24 protein-coding genes and 1 other RNA gene are annotated in these 26,999 nt (G+C 67.8%); 9 read left to right on the top strand and 16 right to left on the bottom strand.

The window, feature by feature from the left end; genetic code table 11:
* The first annotated feature begins 46 nt into the window (after positions 1 to 46).
* Complete coding sequence (gene sucB, locus ACIQLD_RS01710; RefSeq protein WP_402604304.1) at positions 47 to 1,837, top strand: 2-oxoglutarate dehydrogenase, E2 component, dihydrolipoamide succinyltransferase; 1,791 nt, start codon at positions 47 to 49, stop codon at positions 1,835 to 1,837.
* Between the two features lie 10 nt (positions 1,838 to 1,847).
* Here the strand turns inward: sucB and ACIQLD_RS01705 are convergent, their stop codons facing one another.
* Positions 1,848 to 3,323 (bottom strand): hypothetical protein, encoded by a 1,476-nt coding sequence (locus tag ACIQLD_RS01705; protein ID WP_402604302.1) that lies wholly within the window; start codon positions 3,321 to 3,323, stop codon positions 1,848 to 1,850.
* A 157-nt stretch (positions 3,324 to 3,480) separates the two neighbouring features.
* On the opposite strand from ACIQLD_RS01705, the gene ACIQLD_RS01700 reads away from it, so the two are divergent.
* Positions 3,481 to 4,191 (top strand): DUF4191 domain-containing protein, encoded by a 711-nt coding sequence (locus ACIQLD_RS01700; RefSeq protein ID WP_402604300.1) that lies wholly within the window; start codon positions 3,481 to 3,483, stop codon positions 4,189 to 4,191.
* A 62-nt stretch (positions 4,192 to 4,253) separates the two neighbouring features.
* On the opposite strand, the gene ACIQLD_RS01695 is transcribed toward ACIQLD_RS01700, so the two are convergent.
* Positions 4,254 to 5,441, bottom strand: coding sequence for a RimK family alpha-L-glutamate ligase (locus tag ACIQLD_RS01695; protein WP_029265073.1), 1,188 nt, complete (start codon positions 5,439 to 5,441; stop codon positions 4,254 to 4,256).
* Between the two features lie 20 nt (positions 5,442 to 5,461).
* Between ACIQLD_RS01695 and ACIQLD_RS01690 the strand changes: the two genes are divergently transcribed.
* Positions 5,462 to 5,950 carry an ATP-dependent zinc protease gene (locus ACIQLD_RS01690; protein WP_402604297.1) on the top strand — a complete coding sequence of 163 codons (489 nt, stop codon included), beginning with the start codon at positions 5,462 to 5,464 and terminating at the stop codon, positions 5,948 to 5,950.
* A gap of 17 nt (positions 5,951 to 5,967) precedes the next feature.
* Here the strand turns inward: ACIQLD_RS01690 and ACIQLD_RS01685 are convergent, their stop codons facing one another.
* The gene (locus ACIQLD_RS01685) at positions 5,968 to 6,396 is read right to left on the bottom strand and encodes an RDD family protein (RefSeq protein ID WP_029260307.1); all 429 of its coding nucleotides are present in this window, start codon (positions 6,394 to 6,396) and stop codon (positions 5,968 to 5,970) included.
* Positions 6,397 to 6,543: 147 nt separating this feature from the next.
* Here ACIQLD_RS01685 and glnA (ACIQLD_RS01680) point away from each other — a divergent pair, with 147 nt between their 5' ends.
* On the top strand, positions 6,544 to 7,968 hold the full coding sequence (glnA, locus tag ACIQLD_RS01680) for a type I glutamate--ammonia ligase (protein ID WP_017830467.1): 1,425 nt from the start codon (positions 6,544 to 6,546) through the stop codon (positions 7,966 to 7,968).
* A gap of 91 nt (positions 7,969 to 8,059) precedes the next feature.
* Here the strand turns inward: glnA (ACIQLD_RS01680) and ACIQLD_RS01675 are convergent, their stop codons facing one another.
* On the bottom strand, positions 8,060 to 9,001 hold the full coding sequence (locus tag ACIQLD_RS01675) for a DUF1214 domain-containing protein (protein ID WP_402604295.1): 942 nt from the start codon (positions 8,999 to 9,001) through the stop codon (positions 8,060 to 8,062).
* 207 nt (positions 9,002 to 9,208) lie between these two features.
* Between ACIQLD_RS01675 and ACIQLD_RS01670 the strand changes: the two genes are divergently transcribed.
* Complete coding sequence (locus ACIQLD_RS01670; protein WP_402604292.1) at positions 9,209 to 10,684, top strand: LuxR C-terminal-related transcriptional regulator; 1,476 nt, start codon at positions 9,209 to 9,211, stop codon at positions 10,682 to 10,684.
* Positions 10,685 to 10,790: 106 nt separating this feature from the next.
* Positions 10,791 to 11,924: an AI-2E family transporter gene (locus ACIQLD_RS01665; RefSeq protein ID WP_402604289.1), complete on the top strand. Its 1,134-nt coding sequence runs from the start codon at positions 10,791 to 10,793 to the stop codon at positions 11,922 to 11,924.
* Positions 11,925 to 11,950: 26 nt separating this feature from the next.
* On the opposite strand, the gene ACIQLD_RS01660 is transcribed toward ACIQLD_RS01665, so the two are convergent.
* Genes ACIQLD_RS01660 through ACIQLD_RS01645 form a run of 4 tightly spaced genes read right to left on the bottom strand, consistent with a single transcriptional unit; the run spans position 11,951 to position 17,471 of the window.
* Positions 11,951 to 12,871, bottom strand: coding sequence for a diacylglycerol/lipid kinase family protein (locus ACIQLD_RS01660; protein ID WP_402604286.1), 921 nt, complete (start codon positions 12,869 to 12,871; stop codon positions 11,951 to 11,953).
* A 50-nt stretch (positions 12,872 to 12,921) separates the two neighbouring features.
* Positions 12,922 to 15,897 carry a bifunctional [glutamine synthetase] adenylyltransferase/[glutamine synthetase]-adenylyl-L-tyrosine phosphorylase gene (locus tag ACIQLD_RS01655; RefSeq protein ID WP_402604283.1) on the bottom strand — a complete coding sequence of 992 codons (2,976 nt, stop codon included), beginning with the start codon at positions 15,895 to 15,897 and terminating at the stop codon, positions 12,922 to 12,924.
* Positions 15,898 to 15,906: 9 nt separating this feature from the next.
* Complete coding sequence (gene glnA, locus ACIQLD_RS01650) at positions 15,907 to 17,244, bottom strand: type I glutamate--ammonia ligase (protein ID WP_021200708.1); 1,338 nt, start codon at positions 17,242 to 17,244, stop codon at positions 15,907 to 15,909.
* Between the two features lie 2 nt (positions 17,245 to 17,246).
* Complete coding sequence (locus tag ACIQLD_RS01645) at positions 17,247 to 17,471, bottom strand: SPOR domain-containing protein (protein ID WP_402604281.1); 225 nt, start codon at positions 17,469 to 17,471, stop codon at positions 17,247 to 17,249.
* A 68-nt stretch (positions 17,472 to 17,539) separates the two neighbouring features.
* On the opposite strand from ACIQLD_RS01645, the gene ppgK reads away from it, so the two are divergent.
* Positions 17,540 to 18,286 (top strand): polyphosphate--glucose phosphotransferase, encoded by a 747-nt coding sequence (gene ppgK, locus ACIQLD_RS01640; protein WP_402604278.1) that lies wholly within the window; start codon positions 17,540 to 17,542, stop codon positions 18,284 to 18,286.
* 68 nt (positions 18,287 to 18,354) lie between these two features.
* Here ppgK and rnpB read toward each other — a convergent pair.
* From rnpB to ACIQLD_RS01620, 4 genes are all read right to left on the bottom strand, one after another.
* Positions 18,355 to 18,711, bottom strand: an RNA gene (gene rnpB, locus ACIQLD_RS01635) — RNase P RNA component class A.
* A 43-nt stretch (positions 18,712 to 18,754) separates the two neighbouring features.
* Entirely contained in the window at positions 18,755 to 20,455 is a 1,701-nt protein-coding gene (locus tag ACIQLD_RS01630) for a bifunctional 3'-5' exonuclease/DNA polymerase (protein ID WP_402604275.1), read from the bottom strand.
* Between the two features lie 22 nt (positions 20,456 to 20,477).
* Positions 20,478 to 21,212: a zinc ribbon domain-containing protein gene (locus ACIQLD_RS01625; RefSeq protein WP_402604273.1), complete on the bottom strand. Its 735-nt coding sequence runs from the start codon at positions 21,210 to 21,212 to the stop codon at positions 20,478 to 20,480.
* A gap of 36 nt (positions 21,213 to 21,248) precedes the next feature.
* Positions 21,249 to 21,671, bottom strand: a complete 423-nt coding sequence (locus ACIQLD_RS01620; protein ID WP_402604271.1) for a YchJ family protein — start codon at positions 21,669 to 21,671, stop codon at positions 21,249 to 21,251.
* A gap of 41 nt (positions 21,672 to 21,712) precedes the next feature.
* Here ACIQLD_RS01620 and ACIQLD_RS01615 point away from each other — a divergent pair, with 41 nt between their 5' ends.
* Complete coding sequence (locus ACIQLD_RS01615; RefSeq protein WP_402604269.1) at positions 21,713 to 22,561, top strand: aldo/keto reductase; 849 nt, start codon at positions 21,713 to 21,715, stop codon at positions 22,559 to 22,561.
* 12 nt (positions 22,562 to 22,573) lie between these two features.
* Here the strand turns inward: ACIQLD_RS01615 and ACIQLD_RS01610 are convergent, their stop codons facing one another.
* A complete protein-coding gene (locus ACIQLD_RS01610) occupies positions 22,574 to 23,410 on the bottom strand; it encodes a helix-turn-helix transcriptional regulator (protein WP_402604266.1) in 837 nt (278 codons plus the stop codon).
* 100 nt (positions 23,411 to 23,510) lie between these two features.
* Here ACIQLD_RS01610 and ACIQLD_RS01605 point away from each other — a divergent pair, with 100 nt between their 5' ends.
* A complete protein-coding gene (locus ACIQLD_RS01605; protein ID WP_402604264.1) occupies positions 23,511 to 24,275 on the top strand; it encodes an SDR family oxidoreductase in 765 nt (254 codons plus the stop codon).
* Positions 24,276 to 24,306: 31 nt separating this feature from the next.
* Here the strand turns inward: ACIQLD_RS01605 and ACIQLD_RS01600 are convergent, their stop codons facing one another.
* From ACIQLD_RS01600 to ACIQLD_RS01590, 3 genes are all read right to left on the bottom strand, one after another.
* Complete coding sequence (locus tag ACIQLD_RS01600; protein ID WP_402604261.1) at positions 24,307 to 25,260, bottom strand: L-lactate dehydrogenase; 954 nt, start codon at positions 25,258 to 25,260, stop codon at positions 24,307 to 24,309.
* Positions 25,261 to 25,334: 74 nt separating this feature from the next.
* The gene (locus ACIQLD_RS01595) at positions 25,335 to 26,222 is read right to left on the bottom strand and encodes a TIGR01777 family oxidoreductase (protein ID WP_402608470.1); all 888 of its coding nucleotides are present in this window, start codon (positions 26,220 to 26,222) and stop codon (positions 25,335 to 25,337) included.
* A 116-nt stretch (positions 26,223 to 26,338) separates the two neighbouring features.
* On the bottom strand, positions 26,339 to 26,959 hold the full coding sequence (locus ACIQLD_RS01590; RefSeq protein ID WP_402604259.1) for a glyoxalase: 621 nt from the start codon (positions 26,957 to 26,959) through the stop codon (positions 26,339 to 26,341).
* Positions 26,960 to 26,999 lie beyond the last annotated feature (40 nt).

Below are 26,999 nucleotides of genomic sequence, written 5' to 3'. Positions count from 1 at the left end.
ACTAAGCTAGACAAGCGTCATACAACTTCCTGAAGGAGACTCAGTCATGAGCACATCCGTCGTCCTCCCCGCTCTCGGCGAGAGCGTCACAGAGGGTACGGTCACCCGCTGGCTCAAGCAGGTGGGAGACACCGTGCAGGCGGACGAGGGCCTGCTCGAGATCTCGACCGACAAGGTCGACACCGAGATCCCCTCCCCCGTCAGCGGCGTGATCGAGGAGATCCTCGTGGCCGAAGATGAGACCGTCGAGGTCGGGGCCCTTCTCGCGCGCATCGGCGATGGCAGCGCCGCGGCTCCGGCCGCAGACGCTCCGGCCGCCGCAGCGCCCGCTGCAGAAGAAGCACCCGCCGAGGCGGCTCCTGCTGCTGCCGCCCCCGCCGCAGAGGCCCCCGCACCCGCTGCGGAAGCACCGGCACCCGCCGCCGAGGCCGCACCTGCGGCACCCGCCGGCGACGCGACCGACATCGTGCTTCCCGAGTTGGGCGAGAGCGTCACAGAGGGAACGGTCACCCGCTGGTTGAAGCAGGTCGGTGACAGCATCGCCGTCGACGAGGCTCTTCTGGAGATCTCCACCGACAAGGTCGACACCGAGATCCCGTCGCCGGTCGCCGGCGTGTTGCAGGAGATCGTGGCCGGCGAGGACGAGACCGTTGCCGTCGGCGCCGTGCTCGCACGCGTCGGTTCCGGTGCTGCACCGGCTGCCGAAACGCCTGCAGCACCAGCGCCCGCTGCGGCACCGGCTCCTGCCGCTGCCCCCGCTCCTGCGGCCGCTCCCGCTCCTGCGGCCGCTCCGGCTCCTGCGGCCGCTCCGGCTCCGGCTCCTGCGGCCGCTGCCCCCGCCCCCGCGGCTGCTCCGGCCTCTGCCGCTACCCCTGCTGCCGCTGCGGCGCCTGCTGCCGCTCCGGCCGCACCGAAGCTCGCGCTCCCCACGGAGAACGACAACCTGTACGTCACGCCGCTCGTGCGCCGTCTGGCGTCGCAGCAGGGCGTGGACCTGGCTTCCGTCACCGGAACCGGCGTCGGCGGTCGCATCCGCAAGGAAGACGTGCTGAACGCCGCGGAGACGGCGAAGTCGGCCCCCGCTGCAGCGGCCGCTGCTCCTGCCCCGCTCGAGGTCTCGCCTCTGCGTGGCACGACCCAGCCGATGTCGCGTCTGCGCAAGGTTCTCGCCAAGCGCGCCGTCGAGTCGATGCAGCAGACGGCGCAACTGACCACGGTCGTCGAGGTCGATGTCACGGCACTCGCCGACTACCGCGACAGCGTGAAGGCGTCGTTCCTCGAGAAGACGGGCGACAAGCTTTCCTTCCTGCCGTTCTTCGCCCTCGCCACGGCGGAAGCCCTGCAGGCTTTCCCGATCGTGAACGCGACGGTCGACGGTGAGAACATCGTCTACCCGGCCAGCGAGAACGTCTCGATCGCTGTCGACACCGAGCGGGGCCTGCTCACTCCGGTGCTGCGCGACGCGGCATCGAAGAACATCGCGCAGATCGCGCACGAGATCGCCGATCTGGCTGCACGCACCCGCGACAACAAGCTGAAGCCGGACGAGTTGGCCGGCGGGACGTTCACGCTGACCAACACCGGTTCGCGCGGTGCACTGTTCGACACCCCCGTCGTCTTCCTGCCGCAGTCCGCGATCCTGGGCACGGGCACGGTCGTCAAGCGTCCGGGTCTCGTGAAGGTCGGGGGTGCCGATGCGATCGCTGTCCGGTCGTACGTGTACCTCGCGCTCTCCTACGACCACCGCATCATCGACGGCGCAGACGCGGCCCGCTTCCTGGGCGCCGTGAAGGCCCGTCTCGAGGCGGCACAGTTCGCCGCTCAGCTCGGCGCCTGACCGCGAAGGGTCATTCTGGCTGGTCCGCGACGTCATAGACGTCGCGGACCAGCCATTTCTCTTCCGTGCGGATGAGTACCACGATCTTCTGATCTGAGCCCTCGCCTGCCGCCTCGCTCTCGCCGCCCTCCCTGCCTGCCACTGGGAGGCGTATCACCGCGACGTCGCCATACTCGTCCACCAGCTCCGGGGGCGACGGCGACGGTGGCAGCCCGTCGAGTGCTTTCATCACTCCCTCGGCATCTCCGGATACAGCCTCTGCACACGAGATGTCGCCACCGGTGCGGCAGTCTGCGATCGCGCGCAGGAGCGAAGAGACTGCTGCAACGGGATCGTCGCCGATGGCGGATTCTTCGTGCTCTGAGATGTCACCCGTTTCCGGGTGTCCGGTCGCGGGAGGCGCACCCGTCGGGGACACCTCTTCGGATGACGACGATGCCGATGTCTGATCTCTGCCACCCGACGCCTCAGCGCCCTTGCCCGACGCCTCGCCCTCGGGCAGCAGCAGTCCGCCGACGAGCACCAGCGCCGCAGCTGCGCCCGCGACGAGCAGGGAGCGGCGACGCAACCTTCCGGAGACCGCAGATCGCCTGACATGTCGGCTCCTCGACCCGGTTCGCGAAGGGCGCGCTCCTCTCAGTCCCTTCACGCGACGAAGGAACTCACCGATCGATGCGCGCGCGGCATCGCGGATCGCTTCCTGCCCTCGAATTCCGCGATGCGGCGCGCGGGTACGGACGCGGTCCGCGCGCAGACGTCGTGTGCCCTCGTGCACGGCGCCGGCGCGCGGAGCGACGGAGCGAGCGACGTCTCGTGCGCGCTCCGGAGCATGGAGTTTGCGTTCGAGAGGCTGCGGAGCGGCGATGTCGAGCATCGATTGCTCCCACCCTTCGGTGAGCAGACGGGGAAGCCGCGGCTGAGCGATCGTCTTCCGGAGCCCGTCCTCGATCACGCCGAACGCACGTCTGAGAACCTTGTCGGTGCTCTGCTCCGTCAGCAGCTCGAGAATCTCCAAGGCCCCCGCCCGGGCATCGAGCCCCTCCCCCAGCACGAACACCGGCCGCCCGCCGTCTGTGAGCCACCAGGTGCCGGTGCGCACGCCGTCGATGCCCTCTCCCAACTCGTCGAGCCCCCGCAAGAGGCTGACGACGAGTGTGCTGCACTCCCCGGGGGCGAGCCCTGGCACTGCCGCCGAGCGACGACCAACGAAACCCCGCACCCGCTCGGTGCACCACGGAAGCAAGGCGTCGTGCCCTCCCTGGCGGCGGCACACATCGATGGGAGCGGCCACGTGCTCAGCGCCCGCGAACCGCCATCCCGCCCATCCGCCGAGGACTGCCGCATCCACCCGCACGGCGACGCCTTCCCCGTGGGTGACGAGCGTGCCGGAGAAGGGCCCTTCCGTCGCATCCAGGCCCCTCACCACCCGATGCGCCCCCGGTACGAGCGGCGCGCCCCGGCTGTCGTCGATCGCGATGTCTTCCATCCCCCCATCACAGCGCAGGAAGCTCCCGCATCTTCGGGCTCGGGAACGATCAGCACGGATTCCGCCGGACTCTCCGATGTGCAGGAGCAGTCGAGCCCGCTCCGCTTCGCGCGAACGCCGACATCACGAGGCCCCGGGACTCGGTAGGCTGGTCCTCATGGCAAAGCGTGCTCCTGAACCCGAAAAGCGTCCTGGGTTCTTCTCCCAGATCAAGTCCCTCTTCCGGTTCACGCGTGAAGCGTACTCCTGGCTGCCGTGGGCACAGGCCGCGATCCTCATCGGCGGCGTGCTGCTCGGCCTCGTGGCCGGGTACCTCATCCCGCCCTTCCAGGTCTGGACGCTCGTCCTCTGGGGCATCACCGGTCTCATGCTCGGCATCCTGGGTGCCCTGTTCCTCATGACGCGTCTGTCGACCTCCGCCATGTACAGCAAGATCGACGGCATGCCCGGCGCCACCGGCCACGTGCTCAGCACCAGTCTGGGCCGCAGCTGGCAGGCATCCGAGACCCCCGTCGGCATCAACCCGAAGACGCAGGAGGCGGTGTACCGCACCATCGGCCGCGGCGGCATCGTCGTCGTCGGTGAAGGTGCACGCGGCCGACTGACCCGCCTCGTGAACGAGGAGCGCAGCAAGGCCCAGCGCGTCGCGCACGGCGTCCCCGTCACGGTCCTCTATGTCGGCCACGGTGATGACGAAGTGGCGATCGCCGATCTCTCGAAGACGATCAAGAAGCTCCCGAAGGCGATCGACAAGGCGACGATGGCCGCCGTCATCCGCCGCGTGGACTCCGTCTCCCAGTCGCTGTCGTCGCTGCCGATTCCGAAGGGCATCGACCCGACCAAGGTGCGCTCGCAGCGTCCTCGTTGACTCTCCGCACCTCAGAAGCACCGAGCGCGGCCATCCTCCTGTGAGGATGGCCGCGCTTTCTTTCATTCCGAGAGCGGCTGTCGTGGCAGCCGGCGGACCTTCGCGCGTCGGCGACGACGCTCGGGAACCATCGAACGCATCTCGTCGAGCTTGCCGAAGCAGAACAGCCGGTCGTCGGCTTCCAGGACGACGTGCTTGCGCGGGTTGGGAATCACGCTGACCCCTCGGTGCAGCGTGAGCACGGTGATGTCGCGTTCCCAGAGGCCGGCCTCGCCCAGGGTCTTGCCCACGAGGTCGACCGCGCCGTGGACCATCAGCTCGGCGACGCCATAGCCCGTCGATACGGTGAGACGCTGCCGCACGTCGATCTCGGGGAAGGCGACCTGACCGGCGATGTAGTCGATGATCGCGCCGGCGACGTCGAGCTTGGTGGCCGTCTCGATGCCCTGGAGCCCGGGCGAGGAGTTGACCTCCATCACCAGCGGTCCGTCGTCGCCTTCGAGCATGTCGACACCGGCCACCCGCAGACCCATGATCTGCGCAGAACGCACGGCTGCACGCTCGTAGACCGGATCGAGTTCGATGGCCTCGACCGATCCGCCGCGGTGCACGTTCGATCGGAACTCGTCTCCGGCCGCAGAGCGCCGCATGGCGGCGACGACGCGGTCACCGACGACCAGCGCTCGGATGTCGCGACCACGGCTCTCCGAGATGAACTTCTGGATGAGAACGTTCTGCTTGGTGGAGTGCAGCGTCTCGATGATCGCCTCGGCGACCTTCACCTGCGGAGCAAGAATGACACCGATCCCCTGTGTGCCTTCCAGGAGCTTGATCACGACCGGGGCCCCACCCACACGTTCGATCGCCGGACGGACATCGGCGCGGTTGCGCACGAAGGCGGTCGGCGGCATCGCGATGTTGTGGCGGGAGAGGATCTGGTTCGCGCGCAACTTGTCACGCGCGCTCGAGATTCCGTTCGCCGTGTTCGGCGTGTAGACGTCCATCTGCTCGAACTGGCGCACGACGGCCGTGCCGAAGTACGTGATCGAGTTCCCGATGCGCGGGAGGATGGCGTCGTAATCGCTGAGCTGGCGACCTCGATAGTGCAGGTCGGGTTCATCGGCGGTGAGATCGATCGCGAAGCGGAGCGTATTGAGCACCTTGACGTTGTGCCCGCGCTGAAGCGCGGCTGCACGCAGCCGCTGGGTGGAGTACGCCTGCGGCGCGCGGGAGAGCACTGCGATCTTCACGGGGGAATTTTCCTGCCAGGATGTATCAGGTGAGTAGGTCTACCCATTCAAACACCCTTACGGGGTGGCGAGAATGGGTGAGCCTGCCCGATCTCGGAGTCGACTGGCTCAAAGCCAAGATCGACACGGGTGCGCGTACATCGTCGCTGCATGCTTTCGACATCGTGGAGTTCGAGCAGGACGAGCAGCCGTGGGTCCGCTTCAAGGTCAAGCCCTGGCAGGACAGCCAGGCGGACGCCGTCGTCGTCGAATGCCCGATCCATGATCGTCGTGCGGTGCGGAGCTCGTCCGGGCACGCCCAGGAACGCCTCGTGGTCGAGTTGCTGATCCGTCTGGTGGACCGCGAGGTGCTGGCGGAGGTCACCCTGAGCAACCGCGACGAGATGGGGTTCCGGATGCTCATCGGCCGGGAGGCGCTGCGCCGCGGCTACGTCGTCGACCCAGCCCGTTCGTTCCTCGGAGGACGAGCCCCTCGCGAAGCTCGTCGACGCAACCGCGGGCGGGACTGACACCGCCCCGTTTCAGGTCAGGTGCGGATCAGAACCGTGCCGACGGCTTTGTCGTGGAGACCACGCTGATCGGCGTCCCAGATGACCGCAGGCACGACGACCACGAGCAGGAGCGTGCGCACGATCGGACGCCACAGTCCAACCCAGCTCCCGTCCATGCGAGCGAGACGCATGCCGAGGATGCGGTGTCCCGGGCTGCCGCCGGCGGTCGGTATGAAGACGATCTGCAGCACGGCGAACACCAGCATCGGAGCGAACTGGCTCAGGCCCGCTTCCGTGGGCAGCGCGAACTGGTTGAATCCGAGGAATCCGGTCGCGATGATCGTCGCCGCGGTGTAGTCGATCAGGAGCGCGCCGATGCGGCGTCCGGGACGGGCGATGCTCCCGGAGCCGGATTCGGGGAGTCCGAGTCTTTCACCCGGGTACGTGTTCACAGCATCCGTCACTCCCCCAGTTTACCGAGCGCGAAATACCGCTCTGACGCCCTCGTGCCTGTAACACGCCCGAAACAAAGCGGATACCGTAGAGAAATCCCCCGTCCGTACTCTGCAGAGTGGCCGTGAAGCCATCGATCCGCATTACAGGAGTCGTACATGTTCAAAGATTCGTCCGAGGTACTGACCTACATCAAGGAGAACGACGTCAAGTTCCTTGACATCCGTTTCACCGATCTCCCGGGTGTTCAGCAGCACTTCAACATTCCTGCATCGACGGTCGACGAGGCTTTCTTCACCGACGGCCAGCTGTTCGACGGTTCCTCGATCCGCGGCTTCGCGAGCATCCACGAGTCCGACATGCAGCTCATCCCCGACGTCACGACGGCGTACGTCGACCCGTTCCGCGAGGCGAGCACGCTCGTCATGCTGTTCGACATCTACAACCCGCGCACCGGCGAGATCTATTCGAAGGATCCGCGTCAGGTCGCCAAGAAGGCCGAGAAGTACCTGACGTCCACCGGCATCGCCGACACCGCCTTCTTCGCCCCCGAGGCCGAGTTCTACATCTTCGACGACGTCCGCTACAACGTCACCTCGAACTCGAGCTTCTACAGCGTCGACTCCGAAGAGGGCGCGTGGAACACCGGCCGTGAGGAAGAGGGCGGAAACCTCGCCAACAAGACCCCCTACAAGGGCGGCTACTTCCCGGTCAGCCCGGTCGACAAGACCGCCGACCTGCGCGACGACATCACCCTCAAGCTGATCGACGCCGGGTTCATCCTGGAGCGCTCGCACCACGAGGTCGGCACCGGCGGCCAGCAGGAGATCAACTACCGCTTCGACACGATGGTGCACGCGGCGGACGACATCCTCAAGTTCAAGTACATCGTCAAGAACACCGCCGAGGAGTGGGGCAAGGTCGCGACCTTCATGCCCAAGCCCCTGTACGGCGACAACGGCTCGGGCATGCACACCCACCAGTCGCTGTGGAGCGACGGCAAGCCGCTGTTCTACGACGAGGCCGGCTACGGTCAGCTCAGCGACATCGCGCGCTGGTACATCGGTGGAATCCTGGCCCACGCGCCGGCGCTGCTCGCCTTCACCAACCCGACGCTGAACAGCTACCACCGTCTGGTCAAGGGCTTCGAGGCTCCGGTCAACCTGGTCTATTCGGCCGGCAACCGTTCCGCCGCGATCCGCATCCCGATCACGGGCTCCAACCCCAAGGCCAAGCGCATCGAGTTCCGCGCGCCCGACGCCTCCGGCAACCCGTACCTCGCCTTCGCCGCGCAGCTCATGGCCGGCCTCGACGGCATCAAGAACCGCATCGAGCCGCACGAGCCGGTCGACAAGGACCTCTACGAGCTCCCGCCCGAGGAAGCCAAGGACATCCCGCAGGTCCCGAACTCGCTGCTCGACTCGCTCGACGCGCTGGCGGCCGACCACCAGTTCCTCCTCGAGGGCGGCGTGTTCACCAAGGAGCTCATCGAGACCTGGATCTCGTACAAGTACGAGAACGAGATCCTGCCGATGGCCCAGCGCCCGCACCCGTTCGAGTACGAGCTGTACTTCGGCGTCTGACGACCGCAGAGCATCACGAAGAGCCCGTCCCCGCTTGTGCGGGGACGGGCTCTTCGCTGTTCCGAAGCCGCCGTACACACGGCGACTTCGCTCAGACCTCTTCGGGCCGGGGCGCGACCCAGGTGCCGTCGAGCACGGACAGGCGCGGTCGGTAGAGGCGCAGGGTGTAGTTCCAACCCGGCATGATGGCCAGTGCGTTCGTGAGGCCGGCGGGGTGCGCGCCGAAGTGGATGGTGATGCCGCCGTCGTCGTCCGCGGTCGCCGTCAGGCTGTTGATGCTGTTCACCCCGAGATCGTTCTCCTCGAAGTAGCCCTCGGCGTTGTAGAGCGAGACGGACCAGAAGGCGTCGACGGGAACGTCGGTCAGGCGCAGGCGGTAGTCGGCGACCGGCAGGCCCTCGTCGACGCTGATATAGGTCGCCTCGTACTCGGGCAGGCCGCCCCATCCACCTGCTGCGCCCAGTAGGTGCATGACGGGATCCACTTCCTCCTTCGTGCCGAACGCGCGATCGTAGGTCGAGACGCCGCGGCCGAGGCTGAGCAGAGCCTCACGGGTCTCCGACTGCGACGGCTCGTCGTACTCGGGGAGCGGGAACTCCCCCGATCCGCCGCCCACGAGACGAAGCCCGTCCTGGAGGCGGTTCACCGCGGCGACGTCGTCGGCGTCGTTCGGGTCGACGAGGATGCGGACCAGGACCGCCGCATGGTCGGTTCCGACGGCGTCACGCGTGAGCACGTGGTCTCCGGACTCGCGCAGCAGGAACGGCGCGTAGTGATCCTGATTCACGACGAAGGCGGAGATGTAACGACCACCTGTGTCGGGCAACGTGAGCGTGACCCCTTCGCGCACATCGATGATGGCGCTGCTGTACAGGGTGTCCCGGTTCTGCCGGATGATGGGCTGGTCGTCGAGCGGCTTCAGCCCCCGCGTGTGATTCCACGTGCCGAGTCCGATCCCGCTTGCGAGCCGGGAGAACATCAGGTCCGACTCGGCCCGAGCGAAATTGCGGATGTTCACCTTCGTGGCTGACATGTCTTTCCTTTCTCTCGCGGCGCACAGGCGCACCCGCGAAGCGGAGGTCAGGATCGCGCTGACCGGACCTGACACGGCCGGCAACCGCAGGCCTCGTTGCGATTCTGTCCGCCCGAGCGCTCTCCGTGTGCACGCGTCATCCTCGTCGGATGAGATCTGGCGTCGTCCGCCGATCCCCACTGATTCCGACGCCGATATCGTTGATCCGTGATCGATGCCGTCCGCGAGGACCTGTCCCCCAGCGATCCGGCACACACCCGCGCGACTCTGCGCCGGAACTGGCTCCGTCTGATCCTCGAATCCCGCACCCGCGAGCTCGAGCAGCTGTGCCTCACGCACCCCGAACCGCACGATCCGCACGTGCTGTTGATCCGCGCGTGCTGTCGCGACCTCCTCGGCGATTCGCACGGGGCCGCGTTCCTGCGCGGTCAGGGTCTGCGCATCGCGGACGAGGATTTCGTGGTGTGCTTCACCGAGCTCCTGCTCGCCGCCGACACCGCCACGAAGGCCGCAGCTGCCGATCGCGCCCGCGAGGCTCTGAAGGGATGCGGCCCCGACGACGACTACCCGTCTGCGCTCTTCCTGCTCGGGTGGACCGAGGTCCGGCTCCGCCGGGACCTCGCCGACGCGATCGGCCTGCTCCGCTCCGCCGCGGCCGAAGCCCGCCTGCACGACCGCGCGGAGACCTTCCGGCTCGCCCGATCCAACCTCGCGTTCGCTCTGACGCACGCCGGACTCTTCACCGAGGCCGAGGAGACCCTCGATGCCCTCCCCGTCGCCGCCACTCCGTCCGACTGGGACCGCTTCGAAGGCGGTCTTCCACAGGCCAACCGCGGCACCATCGCCTATTGGCGCGGAGACTACGATGACGCGATCTCCCAGCTCGAGTCGGTCGTTGATGAAAGCGCCCCCGGGAACAACTTCGAGGCGCTCGCCCGCCTCTACCTGGTGATGAGCCTTGTCGCCCTGCAGCGCGAGGACCGCTACTTCGCGGCGGCCGGTCTGCTGCACGGTGTGAGCAGGACCGATAAGCACGGCATCCCCTGGGACACTCTGCGCCGCGTGATCACCGCGTTGCTGGCGCACGCCGAAAGGAAGGACGAGCTCGCCCGCAGACTCGCGGCACCCACGCTCGCCCGTCCGGGTGCCGCCGTCGCGCACGCCGTGCTCGCCGAGCTGTATCGAGTGCTCGACGAACCGGCACTCGCCGCGCAAGCGCTCCGGCTGGCGACCGCCGCACCCCTGCCCCGATACGCGCGGGTGAGCACGCTCGTCACCTCGGCCGCCCTCCTCTCGACCGCCGGTCATGGCGCGGATGCGCACGAGCATCTCGACCGGGCGCTGGAGGCGGCCATGCCCGAACGTGTCCTCGCTCCGTTCCTCTCCGATGACCCGCTCATCGGCGATCTTCTCAGCGCCCACGCCCATCGGGGCTCCCGCCATGAACGGTTCCTCGGATCAATCCTCGAGCGTCGCGGCAAGCTGGCCAGACGACGCACAGGGGTGCTCACACCACGGGAGAGCGAGGTTCTCGCCTATCTGCGCACGACCATGACCGCGGAGGAGATCTGCGCGCGGCTGGGCGTCGCCTATCCCACCGTCAAGACGCACATCCGCTCCATCTACCGGAAGCTCGGCGTCACGTCACGACGTGCAGCCGTGAACATCGCCGATATCCGGTGAGAGTGCAGACGTCGCCACGCCGCGCCACCGGCTTGACCGCGCGGGATCCAGGGTGGTCAACTGGTGAGTCTGACCGTCGACCGGGGGAATCATGCGCCGTAGAAGAGTGACCGCGAACACCGAACTGCGTGCATCGACGGAGCCGCGTTCGTCGCAGCCGTCGAATGCGGTCGCGGCCTACGCCAGGACCAACCCGTTCATGTTCGGCCTGCTGGGCGCTCTCGGAGTGCTCGTCGCGCTGGGGATCGGCGGCATCGTCGGGCAGCTCGCGACCGTGCTCGTCTACATCGGCGTCGCCGTGTTCCTCGCGCTCGGGCTCGATCCCATCGTCACCTTCATCGAGAAGAAGCTCCCTCGCCCCGTGGCCGTCACCATCGTGGTCGCCGCAGTCATCCTGGCGTTCGCTGGCGTCATCCTCGCGATCGTCCCGCTGCTCGTCGAGCAGATCAGCAACCTGATCAAAGACGGACCGCAGATGATCAAGGACTTCATGGCCAGCGACTGGTTCAAGGACGTCAGCGGTCAGTTCGGCTCCACGATCGACGACGCGGTGCAGGGCATCCTCGGCTTCGTGCAGGACCCCAACAACTTCCTCGACATCGGTGGAGGCGTGTTCGCGGTGGGGGCCGGGATCGCCGGCGGCTTCACCGGGATCACGATCGTCCTGATCCTGACCCTCTACTTCATGGCGTCTCTGCGCAGCATGAAGCACGTGGCGGCCCGCTTCGTCCCCGCCTACCAGCGCGACACCTTCAGCGGCCTCCTCGAAGATGTCTCGGGCGCCGTGGGCCGCTACGTCATCGGCCAGGTGAGCCTCGCACTCATCAACGGCATACTGAGCCTCATCTTCCTCAGCATCATCGGTGCCCCGGTTCCAGCCCTGCTCGCCCTCATCGCGTTCATCGGCTCGATGATCCCGCTGGTCGGCACGCTGACCGCGTCGATCATCAACTCGCTGATCTGCCTGTTCGTCTCACCGCTGACGGCACTGATCGCGATCATCTACTACCTCATCTACATGCAGATCGAGGCATATGTGCTGTCGCCACGCATCATGAGCAAGGCCGTCGCCGTGCCGGGTGCGCTCGTCGTGATCGCCGCGGTGGCCGGCGCCGCGCTGGGCGGCATCCTGGGCGCCCTGGTCGCGATCCCGGTCGCCGCGAGCATCATCATCATCATCCAGAAGGTGACGTTCCCCGCGCAGGATCGCAAGATCGTCGCCCCGCCCGCCACCCGCTGACAGGGGGACGGGACGGACGATCGCCGTCAGCGGACCAGGAGGGCGCCCGGCTCGACGCGCACGTCGAACGCGGTGACCTCGCCCATCTCCTCACCGTCGATCTCGAACACGAGGGGCGTCTTCAGTTCGACCGAGATACTCTCGACCGGAAGGTGGCGGGCGGACTCGGTGCTCACAGCCTCATCGGTGGCACCGAAGAGCCGACGGATGCCGTTGTCCCAGACGAAGGAACGGAGCGTGTCGAGCCACTGCAGCGCACCGTCGGCGCTAATCATGAGGACGTCGAGCTTGCCGTCGTCGAGAACCGCATCCGGAAGCAGGCGGATACCGCCCTGCACCATCCCGCAGTTGCCGATGAGCATGGTGTGCCCGCGCACGGCCACGGCCTTCTCGCCGTCGATCGCCAGAGTGATGTCGGTCATCTCGGTGCCGGCGAGGGCGCGGCCCATCGCCTCCACGTAGGCCAGCCAGCCGGCTTTCGACTTGAGGTCGTCGTCGGTCTCCACCAGCATCTGCGCATCGACGCCGAAGCCGACCATCACGGCAAAGGCGTGCTCGGTGCCGTCGTACGACACCCAGCCGAGGTCGATCCGCCGCGGCTCGGCGTCGCGAACGCGCTCGAGCGCCGCCTTCACGTTGTTCAACGGAACCTCGAGATTGCGCGCGAGCAGGTTACCCGTCCCCTGGGGCACGATCCCCAGTGCCGTGTCGGATCCTGCCAACGATTCCGCGACCGCGCGCACGGTGCCGTCGCCTCCGACGGCGATCACGATGTCGCGGCCGTCTTCACGCGCCTCACGAGCCATACCGCGACCCGGGTCTTCCGGAGTCGTCTCCCACCAGCGGATGTCGTGCTGTTCGTCGAACACGCCGCTCACCGCGGCCTGCAGAACCTCCTGCTCGACCTTCGAAGGGTTCCAGACGATGCCGATGCGTGCGTGGGTCATATCGTCAGCTTGGGACACCTCGCCCGATACCGCAAACTCGGGCGGCAGCCTCAGCCGTAGAAGAGCTGCTCGAATGTCTTCCTCGCCCGTCGGGTGACGCCGAGGTAGTCCTCTTCGAGCTCGGTCGCCGAGCGATCGGGGTAGCCCAGGAGCCTGCCGATGGCGTCGAGCTGTCGACGATCCGCCGGCAGCACATCACTCGTCTGTCCAGTCAGCAGGGTGATCGCGGAGCGGAGACGGCTGGACAGGAGCCAGGCCTCGCGAAGACGCATCGCGTCATCCTCGGTGACGAGATCGGCCTCGACAGCAGCATCCAGGGCGCCCAGCGTCGATGTCGTGCGCAGCCCGGCAACCGCGTGCGCGTGCTGCAACTGCAGCAGCTGCACCAGCCACTCCACATCGCTGAGCGAACCGGGGCCGAGCTTCAGGTGACGCCGGGGATCGGCACCCTGCGGCAGCCGCTCGCCCTCGACTCTGGCCTTGATGCGCTTGATCTCACGGGTGCCCTGCAGATCGACGGACTCCGGGTAGCGGATCGTGTCGGCCAGGGCGGTGAAGCGAGCGATCAACTTCGCACTCCCTGCCACGCCGCGGGCGCGGAGCAGGGCCTGCGCCTCCCACGAGAGCGACCATCGCCGGTAGTACTCCGTGTATGCCTCGATCGAGCGGACCACCGGCCCGTTGCGTCCTTCCGGCCGGAGGTCGGCATCGAGGTCGAGCGGAAGACGATGATCGGTCAGATGCTCCCGCAGGCCCGCGACGATCTGCGTCGCGAGCTTCTGCGCGCGTTGCGACTCGACCCCGTTCGCGTCGTAGACGTAGAGGATGTCGGCGTCCGAACCGAAGCCGAGCTCGGCGCCGCCGAACCGGCCCATCGCGATGACCGCGAAATCGAGCGCCTCGTCCTCGGGCGGCACGACCTCGCGGATCACCGCACGCAGCGCGGCCTGGATCGTCGCCTCAGTGATCTCGGTGAGGGCGGTGGCCACCTCTTCGATCGTGAGGACATCGAGAACCGCACCCATGGCGGTGCGCAGGAGCTCACGTCGACGCAGCGCCCGGACGGCACGCAGGGCATCTCCGATCGTCTCGTGCCGCGTCTGGATCGCACGAGCCTCCTCGTCGAGCGCTGCCGCACCCCGAGGGCGCAGACGACCCGCGCTGTCCAGCCATGCCACAGCTTCGGGGATCCACTCCAGGAGTTCGCCGATGTAGCGCGAAGACGATAGCAGGCGCGTGAGGCTCTCGGCCGCCCCCGAGGAGTCCCGCAGCATCCGCAGGAACCACGGGGTGTCCCCCAGGCGCTCGCTGATGCGGCGGAAGGCGAGGAGCGCATAGTCCGGGTCGCTGCCGTCCGCGAACCACCGCACCATGATGGGCATGAGGTGGCGTTGGATGGTCGCCTTCCGACTCAGTCCATTCGTGAGCGCACCGATGTGGCGCAGAGCTCCCGCCGGATCGCGGAATCCGATCGCCGCCAGGCGGTCGTGCGCCTGGGCGGCCGAGAGCGTGCGCTCTTCCTCAGGCAGACCGGCGACGGCGCTGAGCAGCGGACGGTAGAACAGCCGGGTGTGGATCTCGCGCACCTCGCGTCGCACGCTCTCCCAGCGCGCCCAGATGCCCTCGCCGCTCTCCGCCAGTCCCGTGCCCCGCGCCAGGATCCGAAGCCCCGCAGGCGTGCGCGGCATCAGATGAGTGCGGCTGAGCTCCCGCAGCTGGAGGCGGTGCTCCATGAGCCGGAGCAGACGATAGTCGTCGGCGAACGCGGCCGCATCGACGCGTCCGATGTAGCCGCCCTCGACGAGTGCGTCGAGACTCTCGAGGGTGCCTCGCGTGCGCAACGATTCGTCGGTGAGGCCATGGACCAACTGCAGCAACTGCACCGTGAACTCGATGTCTCGCAGACCGCCGGCTCCGAGCTTCAGCTGGTACGGCGAATCCTCGGGATCGATGTGCTCCATCACGCGCTCGCGCATGCGTTGCACGCTCTCCACGAAGTCCTGTCGAGCCGCACTCGACCAGATCATCGGCTGCACCGCGGCGATGTACTCGGCCCCGAGCTCGGCGTCTCCTGCGAGTGGACGCGCCTTGAGCAGCGCCTGGAACTCCCAGCTCTTCGCCCAGCGGTCGTAGTACGCGAGATGGGACGCGAGCGAGCGGACCAGTGCACCCTGCTTGCCTTCGGGGCGGAGGGCGGCGTCCACCTCCCACAGCGACGGCTCCACCTCGATGGAATCGAGGTTGCGCATGGTCTCTCGCGCGAGGCGCGTGGCGATGTCGATCGCGCGTGCCTCCGAGACGACCTCTTCATCGCTGCTGCCACCGACGAAGATCACATCGACATCGCTGACGTAGTTCAGTTCGCGGGCTCCGGCCTTGCCCATCCCGATGATGGCGATACGCGTCGCAGCGACCTCGGCCCGACCCATCGATGCCTGCAGTCGGGTCCTGGCCACGGCGAGCGACGCTTCGAGAGCGGCACCCGCGATATCCGCCAGCGCCGCAGACACCGGCCCGACGATCGTCTCCGGGTGAGAATGCGCGAGATCGTATGCGGCGATGGCGGCGAGGTGTCGACGATATGCGACTCTGATCGCGACGACGGCATCATCGTCGCCCGACTGCGCGAAGCCGTCGTGCGCTCCCACCGCGGCCAGCAGCAGCTCTTGCAACTCCGCGGACGACGGCAGACCGGTGATCGGCTCTTCCAGGATCGTCAGTTGATCCGGGTGGCGGAGGAAGAACTCGGCGAACCCCTCCGAGGCTCCGAACACCCGCCACACCCGCCGACGCGTCTCCTCGTCGACCAGCAGCCGCCGCAGCGGTGCCTCGTCGCGGCGTGCCACCCGCAGAAGACCGCGCACCGCCGCATCAGGGTCGGCGGCATCCGCCGCCTCGAGCAGCACCGACCGCGGCTGGTCGAGGATGGTCGCAAGCTCGGCGAGGGAGGCCGCGGCTTCACTCAACTCGGAGAAGCCGAGCCTCGCCAGCGCGGAGAGGGAGACAGAATCGTCAGGACGCGCCATCTGCGCGGATCAGAGCAGCTCGAGATTGCTCTTGAGCTCGAACGGGGTGACCTGACCGCGGTAGGCCTCCCATTCCTTGCGCTTGTTGAGCAGCACGTAGTTGAAGACCTGCTCGCCCAGCGTCTCCGCGACGAGCTCGGACGCCTCCATGTACTCGAGCGCGTGGTCGAGACTCGCCGGCAGCGCCTCGTAGCCCAGCGCACGCCGCTCGGCGTCGCTCAGCGACCACACGTTGTTCTCGGCTTCGGGCGGGAGATCGTATCCCTCCTCGATTCCTTTGAGCCCAGCTGCGAGCAGGAGTGCGTAGGCGAGATACGGGTTCGACGCCGAATCGATGCCCCGGTACTCCACCCGGGACGACTGGCTCTTGTTGGGCTTGTACATCGGCACGCGGACGAGAGCGGAGCGGTTGGCGTGGCCCCAGGTGACGAAGCTCGGCGCCTCGTCGCCGCCCCAGAGGCGCTTGTACGAGTTGACGAACTGGTTGGTGACCGCGGAGATCTCGTTCGCGTGACGGAGCAGGCCCGCGATGAAGTGCCGCCCAGTCTTCGACAGCTGGTACTTGGCACCTTCCTCGTAGAAGGCGTTCTGGTCGCCCTCGAACAGCGACATGTGCGTGTGCATACCGCTGCCGGGCTGGTCGCTGAGGGGCTTCGGCATGAACGTCGCGTAGACGCCCTGCTCGATCGCCACCTCCTTGATCACCGTGCGGAAGGTCATGATGTTGTCGGCTGTCGTGAGTGCATCCGCGTAGCGGAGATCGATCTCATTCTGCCCGGGCCCGCCTTCATGATGGCTGAACTCGACCGAGATGCCGAGGTCTTCCAGCATCCGCACCGAACGGCGGCGGAAGTCATGCGCCGTGCCACCGGGGACGTTGTCGAAGTAGCCGGCCGAGTCCACGGGCACGGGACCGTCAGGACCGAACGAGGAGGACTTCAGCAGATAGAACTCGATCTCCGGATGCGTGTAGAACGTGAATCCGGCATCCGCGGCCTTCGCGAGCGTGCGCTTGAGCACGTGACGCGGGTCGGCGACGGCCGGCTGCCCGTCGGGAGTCGTCAGGTCGCAGAACATGCGCGCTGTCGGGTCGATCTCCCCGCGCCACGGCAGCGTCTGGAACGTCGTCGGATCGGGCTGCGCGAGCAGATCGGATTCGTAGGTGCGTGTCAGCCCCTCGATCGCCGAACCGTCGAACCCGATTCCCTCCGCGAAGGCGCCCTCGACCTCGGCCGGCGCGATGGCCACCGACTTGAGCGTGCCGATCACGTCCGTGAACCACAGCCGCACGAACTTGACGCCGCGCTCCTCGATGGTCCGGAGGACGAAGTCCCTCTGCTTGTCCATGGCTACTCCGCGCCCTGGCCCTTTGCGTCGCCCTTGACATCCCAACCCTGCTCGACGGCCTCTTCCTCGGCCCAGGCGCGCGAACGCTCCTTGACGACCTCGGGAGCACGGCGGGCCTCGGCCTCCGTGTCGAACGGACCGATGCGGTCGATGGAGGGCGAGATCATGCCGAACTCGATCTCGCCGGTTGCGGAGTTGTACCAGTACTTGTGGTCGCCGTCAGACATATCTGCCCCTTCTTCACGTGATGTCATCGATCCTACTGGCGTGCACCGCGGTCGCTAAGCTATCGCCCATGGCAAAAGCGATCGGCGTCGACATCGGCGGCACGGGTATCAAAGCAGGAATCGTCGACCTCGAGCACGGAATCATGGCGTCCGACCGGGTTCGGGTACCCACCCCCGAGGGCGCATCGCCCCAGGACGTGCTCACCGCGGTGCAGACCGTGCTGAAGACCCTCGACGTGCACGACTCGACCCTGCCGCTCGGCGTCGCCTTCCCGGCGATCGTCAAGCGCGGCAAGACCCTCTCCGCTGCCAATGTCTCCAAGGAATGGATCGACTTCGACGCCGAGCGGTTCTTCCGCGACGGTCTCGGTCGCAACATCGTGTTCGTGAACGACGCCGACGCCGCCGGTGTCGCCGAAGCCCGCCACGGAGCCGCCAGGGACGTGCGCGGCTTCACCCTTCTGACGACCCTCGGCACCGGTATCGGATCGGCCTTCCTCTACGACGGCGTGCTGCTGCCGAACACCGAGCTCGGTCACCTGAACTTCCGCGAATACGAGTCGGTCGAGACCTATGCGGCGACCTCGGCACGCGAGCGCGAGAACCTCACCTGGGCCGAGTGGGCGGAGCGCCTGCAGGCGTTCTACTCCCACATCGAGTTCCTGTTCAGCCCCGACCTGTTCGTGGTCGGCGGCGGCGTGTCGAAGAACGCCGGAGACTTCCTCCCGCTCCTCGACCTCAAGACCCCGATCGTCCCGGCGATCCACCGCAACAACTCGGGCATCATCGGCGCGGCGTCGCTCGCCGGAGACTGATCCCGCGACACCAGACACACGAAGGCCCCGATGTCTCTGCAGTCATCGGGGCCTTCGTTCGTGTGAGGCGAATGGGCCGACCTGTACGCCGGGTTCTGTTCCGGGGTTCTTCGCCCCTTCGACGGCCATCTCTCTCGGCGACACGTTGCCGTGGCACTCTAGCGGTCTACCCGAGGACTCGGCGAGCCGCGTCAACATCCTCTGTCTGACCTTGCTCCGGACGAGGTTTACCTGGCGGGCCATGTCACCATGGCCCCCGGTGGTCTCTTACACCACCCTTTCACCCTTACCCCTTGCGGGGCGGTCTACTCTCTGTGGCACTTTCTCGCGGATTGCTCCGGGTGGGCGTTACCCACCGTCCTGCCCTGAGGAGCCCGGACGTTCCTCGGTGCGGTCACCCGCAACGCGGCCGTCCAGTCGACCCATTCGCGTCTCCAGTCTACGTTCTTCGGATCCCGTGACCTGCAGCTACTTCTCGGCTGATTCCGCGATGCGCAGGTCGAGCGGCACATCGATCGGGAAGGAGCCGAACAGTCTCGCCGTCGCAGTCGCCGCCGCCTCTCGCACGGCTTCCGCAGCAGCCTCCGCGTGCTCCAGCGGAACATGCAGGATCACCTCGTCATGCAGGAAGAACGCCAGGTGCGGCGCGCGTGCGAACGGACCGGATGCCGCAGCCTCGGCGAACACCTCGGGTATCTGGCGCAGGCGATGGCGGATCTCTGCCAACCAGATCAGCGACCACTCGGCAGCCGTGCCCTGCACCACGAAGTTACGGGTGAACCGCCCCCAGTCGCGTGCTCTGCGTCGAGCGAGAGCCACCACCGCGGGATCGGCGTCGGCATCGGTCGCCTCGGACTGCAATCGCATCCACTCCACCGACGGACGCGGCGAGGACCGACCGAGCCAGGTCGACACGATGCCTCCATCCTCTCCCGTGCGCGCTGCGGCATCGACGAGCGCCATGGCACGCGGGTACACCTTCCGCAGTCGCGGAACCAGCCGGCCGCTGTCGCCCGTCGTGGCACCGTACATCGCGCCGAGAACGGCGTACTTCGCCTCCTCGCGGGTCGCGACCGCGCCGGAGGCGACGACTCCGGCGTACAGATCGCTCCCCCGCGCCGCCCGCGCCATCGCCTCGTCGGCCGCCATCGCGGCGAGCACGCGAGGCTCCAGCTGCGCGACATCCGCCACGACCAGGGTCCAGCCGGGGTCCGCCCGCACCGCAGGGCGCAGGCTCCGCGGCAGTTGCAGCGCCCCACCGCCGGCCGAGGCCCAGCGTCCGGTGACGACGCCACCCGGAATGTACACCGGGCGGAACCGCCCCTCATGCACCCATTCCGACAACCATGCCCAGCCGTTCGCACTCAGCAGCCGCGAGAGCTTCTTGTACGCGAGCAACGGCTCGACGACGGGGTGGTCGTGCTGGGCGAGCTCCCACCGGCTCGTGGACTCCACCTGCACCCCGATGCGATGCAGCGCCCTGAGCAGCTTCTGCTGACTGTCGAGGTGGAGCGACGAGTCGCCGAGGAGCTCGCGTACGCGATCTCCGAGCTCGACCATGCGGCTGGGTACCCCGCCGGCGACCGGGCGGATGCCCAGCGTCTCGGTCAGGATCGCATCGTGCACGCCCGCATCCCAGGGCAACCCCGCCACCCGCATCTCCTCGGCGATGAGGCCGCCAGCCGACTCCGCAGCGCACAGCAACGTGAGGCGTCCGTCCGGCGCCGCGGCGATCACTTCGCGCTGCGCCCGGTACTGATCGAGGGTCGCGGCGATCGCGTCGTCACCACCCGCGTCGTCGAACACGTCGAACAACGACGGCGCCGAGACGGTCGGCTCGCGCCGGTCCCAATCGGACGATCCCGGGAGCGGGGACGACACCGAGGAGGTGTCACGCAGGATGGCATGACACAGGACCAGATCATGGCTGCGGGTGATCCGGACTCCGTCACCGAGGAGACGCGCATAGGTCTCCGCCGCCGTGCGCATGATCCACCGCGGGGCATCGGCTTCCTCGACGGAGCGGACCCATCCGGGGAGCTCGTCGGCACGCAACGGAGTACGGTCCTGCTCTTCGTCCTCCGCGTCGAGCTCGATCGCCACGTACTCCTGCGGCCCGATCGAGATCAGTGCGATGCGTCGTTCTGCGCCGGACGCCGGTGTCGTCATCGCCGGCGCGCGCAAGCACCGCTCATGCGAGCCCGGACTCCTCGGTGCGCACGAGGATGCAGCCGCACTCGGGGCACGAGACCACGAGGTCGTCCGCTGCGCGGCGGATGTCGTTCAGATCGGTGCTGGGAAGCAGGATGCGGCAACCCTCGCAGGTACCACGGGTGAGCAGCGCGGCACCCGCGCTGTTCGCGGCACGGCGCGCGTACTCGGCCAGCAGTGCCGGTGCCACGCCTTCAGCGACAGCAGCCCGGTCGCGGGCGAGCTGTGCGCCGAGCTCGGTGGCCGCAGCGACATCGGCCTTCGCGTGCGCGGTGAGCGCGGACCCCTCGGCCGTCGTCGTGTCGAGGAGCGCCTGCTGCGCGGCGAGGGCGGCTTCTGCTTCTTCGAGCCTTCCCATGACGTCGAGTTCGGCATCTTCCAGATCGCTCTGCCTGCGGGCGAGGCTCGCGAGTTCGTGCTCGAGCGCCTGCGCGTCCTTCGAGTTCGTCGACGCGGCAAGTCGCTCGGCATCGCGGTTTCGACGGGCCTCGACGACGGCCACATCGGACTCCAGACGCTTCAACTCGGTGCGCACGTCGTCACGGGTACCGGCGAGCGTGGTCAGTTCACGGAGCTGCTCCTGACGGATCGCCACGAGCTCGGTGATCCGCCCCGCCTGACTTGGCTTCGTTCTGGCACGCTCTGCCTGCGCGATGCGCCGGTCGAGGTCGGCGATGTCGAGCAGGGTGCGCTGGTTCTCAGGGCTGGCGTTCACGCTTTCAAATCTAGTCGCTGTCGCGACATCCGCCCATCAGTGCACGACGCCGTCGACGTAGTACCAGCGTCGATCCTCGCGCACGAAGCGGCTGCGCTCGTGGAGCGAGCCCCTCTCAGTCCCCTGCCGCCAGAAGGCCTCGAACTCCACCACGCCATCGCGATCGAACGGACCTCCGGCCACGCGATCGATGAGGAGCAGCCGCCGCCACTCGATGCCCGGCTCGAAATCGATCGTCTCCGGCCTCGTGGTCGGATGCCAGGTCCGCAGGAGGTGCCCCGCGTCTTCGCGTGCGAAAGCCGTATACCGAGAGCGCATCAGGCGCTCCGCGGTCGGGGCCGGTGCCCCCTCGAGCAGCGGGCGACAGCATCCGCCGAACGTGTCCCCGGACGAGCACGGGCAGCGCACTTCGCCGTCGATCACGACGCCATTCGGCGCCATCTCCGCCTCTGCTGTCATTCCCTCAGCGTACGCTCGACGAAAGACCAAGAAGGAGCACCGTGACCACCCAGCCCGTCGTCCCCTCGTTCACCGCCCACAACGGGTTCGCCCTTCCCGCCATCGGCCTCGGCACGTACGGGCTCAACGGCGATGCCGGGGCGGATGCTGTCACCGGAGGCATCGATGCGGGCTACCGCCTGGTCGACACGGCGTTCAACTACGAGAACGAGGGCTCGGTCGGCCGAGGCGTCGCGGCCTCCGATGTCGAGCGCTCCGACATCATCGTCACCTCCAAGCTCCCCGGCCGCCACCACCCCTCGGCGAAGGCACGCGCCAGCATCGAGGAGAGCCGGTCCCGACTCGGTCTCGACGCGACGGATCTGCACCTCATCCACTGGCCGAACCCCATCCAGGACGAGTACGTCCAAGCGTGGGCCGCCCTCGTCGACGCCCAGGCCCGCGGAGTCGTCCGGCAGATCGGCGTGTCGAACTTCCTGCCGGAGCACCTGGAGCGCATCGAGAAGGAGACCGGGGTGCGCCCCGTCGTCAACCAGATCGAGGTGCATCCCTACTTCCCTCAGCAGGAGCAGCTCGCCTATCACCGCGAACACGGCATCCTGACCGAGGCATGGAGTCCCCTGGGTCGCGCGAAAGCGCTCTTCGACGAACAGGTGATCCGTGACATCGCCGCGGAGCGCGGCATCACGACCGCTCAGACCGTGCTGGCCTGGCACGTCGCCCGCGGCACGGTGTCTATCCCGAAGGCATCGTCGCTCGAACACCAGGTGGCCAACCTCGCGGCCGCCGAGATCGTGCTCGACGACGCCGAGGTCGAGGCCATCACCGCGCTCGGACGACCGAACGGACGTCTGTTCGACGCCGACCCCCGGACACATGAGGAGTCCTGACGACGACCAGCGTCAGACGTTCTGCGTGCCCAGCACCCGCAGGAACTCGAGCTTGCTCGCCGAGTCGCTTCCGGGCGCGGCGGTGAGCACGATCAGCGCATGCGACTCGTCCTCGGTGAAGAGCGCCTGACAGTCGACCTCGATCTCCCCGAGCTCGGGGTGCACCATCACCTTGTGCTGCTCGAAGCGACGACTCACCACCTGCGCGTCCCACAGCTCGACGAACTCCGGGCTTCGAGCCGCCAGTGCGGTGACGATCTCCCCCGCCCTGGATCGGGCACCCATCACGCCGTGCGCCGCACGCAGCGACCCGACCAGGGCGCGGGCCTGCCGCGGGTGATCGGCCTCGCGATACCGCCGACGCTCGACGTCGGGATACGCGAACCAGCGATAGATGCCACTGCGGTCGAGCCCGGTGAGCGCGCTCGCATCGCCCACGAGCGCACGCGAGGCATCGTTCTGCACCAGCACCTCATCGAGCACGGAGACGACGAAGGCCGGAGTGTCGTGCAGTCGATCGAGCACACGGAGGATGCCAGGGCGTATGTACTCCGTGATGTGCGCCCTGTCGGGGGCGCTGTGGCCGCAGAGCCGGAAGAGGTAGTCGCGCTCGTCTTCGGTCAGACGCAGCGCCCGCGCCAGCGAGGCGAGGATCTGCACGCTCGGCTGTGGACCGCGCCGCTGCTCCAGGCGCGTGTAGTAGTCCGTCGACATGGTCGCCAGCTGCGCCACCTCTTCTCTGCGCAGCCCTGCGGTGCGGCGTCGCGGCCCGGTAGCGAGACCGACGTCGGCGGGACTCAGGGCCTCACGCCGACGGAGGAGGAACTCGGCCAATGCATCACGATCCACTCCTGAAGTATCCCCCGTCGTCGATGCCGCATCCAGGGATCCCCGATCCCTGGATGACCGCTCTCTGGAGGGACGACGGCGAGACGCCGAAGCTGGTCGTATGAACATCAGCGGAAACACCATCTTCATCCCGGGGGCCACGAGCGGCATCGGCCTCGCCCTCGCGCTGCGGCTCCGGGAGCGGGGCAACACCGTGATCGTGGGCGGACGCCGCGAGGATCGCCTCACGGCCATCGCGACCGAGCACCCCGGCATCCATACGATCCGCATCGACACGACCGATGCAGGCAGCATCGAAGCGGCGGCCGGTGCCGTGCTCGCCGAGCACCCCGATCTCAACGTGCTCATCACCATGGCCGGTGTCATGCGTGCCGAGGACTGGACCACCCCGTCGGGCTTCCTCTCCACGGCCGAGGAGACGGTGACCACGAACATCCTCGGGCCGATCCGGCTCATCGCCGCCTTCATCGAGCATCTGCGCGCCCAGCCGGATGCGACCATCATGACGGTCTCGTCCGGGCTCGCGTTCGCCCCGCTCCGTGTGACGCCCACCTACAACGCCAGCAAGGCCGCGATCCACATGCTCAGCGAGTCTCTGCGCCTGCAGCTCGAGGGGAGCAGCGTGTCGGTGCTCGAGCTGGAGCCGCCGGCGGTGCGCACGCCCCTCATGCCCGGGCACGAGGACAACGAGTCGGCGATGCCGCTGGACGAGTTCATCGACGAGGTCATGGCGCTGGTCGAGTCACAGCCGGACGCCACCGAGATCCAGGTCGAGCGGGTGAAGTTCCTCCGCTACGGCGAAGCCCGCGGCGACTACGACCAGGTCGTGGCCACGCTGAACCGCACCGACCCGCACGGTCGCTGAGCACCGGGGCGTCGGCTCCGCGCCGGCGCTCTCAGGGCCGCAGGGTGGCAGCCGCGGCGGTGAGAGCGTCGGCGGACTGCCGAAGCAACGCCAGCTCGCCTTCGGAGAAGGACGTGTTCCGGATCGGCACCGCACCCGCCGCGCTCACGATCGACGGCACCGAGAGGGCGACACCGTCGAGCCCGTGGAAGTCGCGCAGCACCGTGCTCACCGGCATCACGGCGTGCTCGTCGCTCAGGATCGCCTCGACGATGCGCGCGCTCGACAGGCCGATCGCATAGTTCGTCGCTCCCTTGCCCTGGATGACCTTGTACGCGGCGTCACGCACGTCGACGGCGATATCCTGCAGCTCGTCGAGCGTGAAGCGCGGGTGGCCGGGAGTCTCCCACTCCAGGATCGGCACGGTGCCGATCGTCGCGCGAGACCAGAGCGGGAACTCGGTGTCGCCGTGCTCGCCGATGATGTGGGCGTGGACGCTGGCGGTCGACACTCCGGCGCGCTGCCCGAGCTTCCACCGCAGCCTAGAGGTGTCGAGCACGGTTCCCGAAGCGAAGATCCGCTCGGGCGGAAGCCCCGTCTGCTCCTGCGCGATGACCGTCAGCACGTCGCAGGGGTTCGTGACGATTACGTAGATCGCGTTCGGGGCGACCTCGAGCAGCTCCGGCATCATGCGGCGGATGATGCCCGCATTGACCTCGGCGAGTTCGATGCGGGTCTGACCGGGCTTCTGCTTCGCACCGGCCGTGATCACCACGACGTGCGACCCGGCCGCGACGGAGATGTCACTGCCGCCGATGATGTCGCTGGACCCCGTGAACTGCGTGCCGTGGGCGAGATCCAGCACCTCGGCCTCGACCTTGTCCGTCGCGATGTCATACAGGGCGACGTGACGGGCAGAGCCACGGATCAGTGCCGCATAGGCGACACTCGATCCCACGCTTCCCGCGCCGACGACCGTGAGCTTCGAGTTCTCGATGATCTCCATGCGCACAGTCTTGCAGCGGGGCGCCCTGATCCGGGAGGGGCCTCACCGGAAGAATGCCGTCCCGCCCGGCGACGTCACAGTGCGGCGGCGACAGCCTCCGCCGCGGTCGCGTGTGAAAACCGGAACCCGGACCGCTCCAGCACCTGCGGCCGCACATCGGCATCGGGCAGCAGCAGCGAATCCGCAGCGTCACCGAGCGCGAGACGCAGCGCCCACGCAGGTGCAGGGAGCCAGAACGGCCGATGGATCCGGGTGGCCAGGGCACGCCCGATGTCGTTCGCCGAGGCCGGTGCGGGTCCGGTGAGGTTGACGGGCCCGGCGATCTTCGCGTCCAGGACGTGGCGGATCGCCCGCACCTCGTCATCCAATGAGATCCAGGGCCAGATCTGGGTGCCCCGTCCGAGCGGACCGGAGACACCGAGTCGCGTCAGCGTGAGCAGCGGCTTGAGCACTCCGCGTCGGTGGATCACCGGTGCCGTCCGCAGCAGTGCGACTCGCGTGTGGTCTTCGGCCTGGCGGGCTTCGGCCTCCCAGCGCACCGTCAGGTCGGCCAGGAAGGTCTGCCCCGCAGCAGAATCCTCTGTGAGGACCTCGCCGGGCGCGGAGCCGTAGTACCCGACAGCGGATGCCGAGACCAGGGCCGGTGCGTCGGAGCGCAGGGCGCGAAGCGCTGTGGTGAGGGTGCGCGTCGCCTGGAGACGCGAGTCGACGAGCTCCCGGCGATACCCACGCGTCCACGGCAGCCGCCCGACGCTGGCTCCACCGAGGGCGACCACCGCGTCGGCACCGGCCAGCACCTCCGGGTCGAGCACGCCGTCCCCCGGAAACCACTGCATCTCGCTCTCCCCTCGCGGGGGTCGGCGTACGAGTGCGGTGACCTCGACGCCGTCGGCGCGGAGGGAGGAGACGAGGGCTGCTCCGATCAGACCGGAGGCCCCGCTGACGACGATGCGTCGCGCCATGTGCGTGATGATTCCCGTCTCTCGATGATCGAGTCTTGTCGTGCCGTCCAGCGTACGCGCCACGCGCACGATAGCGGCGGGGCTTGACACGCGGGTGGCGGCACCGCGGATCAGGCCTACGACGAAGGAGCGGGCGGCATCGGAGGCCGCCACGCATATCCATCGGGATCCGTGAACGGATCGCCGTCCCCTCCGATCAGGAGACGATGCGATCCGGAGCCGTCGGCCGGAACGCCGGCGGTCTTCGCGAGATCGGCGCGCCTGTTCAGCGTGAAGGAGATCGGGCGGGTGTCGAACTCGACGTACCTGCGCCCGTAGCTCTTGCCCACCGCGAAGCCCCGTTCCGCATAGAACCGCTTGCTCGCGGCGACGTCTGCGACGCCGAGCTGCAGGACGACTTCCTCGACGTCGGTGGAGACGGCAACGGAGTCCTTCTTCGAAGATGAGGCCACTGTGACGATCGTGCCGTCCGGTGCCGCCAACACCCCGCCGTAGCCCCACAGCGATCTAGCAGCCGGTTTCACCGATGTCGCCCCGGCCAGCACGGCACCGCGGATGATTTCATCGACGTCGGCCGGCTGACGCAGCACGAGCCCGAGGAGGAAGCCTCGGAACCCGCCGCTCGGCTCCTCGGACCGCCGCACACGCACCTGTGTCCCGAGTCCGAGGGCTGCACCGTAGAAGTCGGCCGCCGTCGGCTCCGGTGTCTCGACCGTGATGCTCTCCAGAGAAGCCATGATCGATCACGGTAGGCCGACCGCGGGAGCGGGTCAAGGC

This window comes from Microbacterium sp. NPDC091662 (assembly GCF_044756705.1).
Classification (GTDB): Bacteria; Actinomycetota; Actinomycetes; order Actinomycetales; family Microbacteriaceae; genus Microbacterium.
This window is presented reverse-complemented; position numbering and strand designations above follow the sequence as displayed.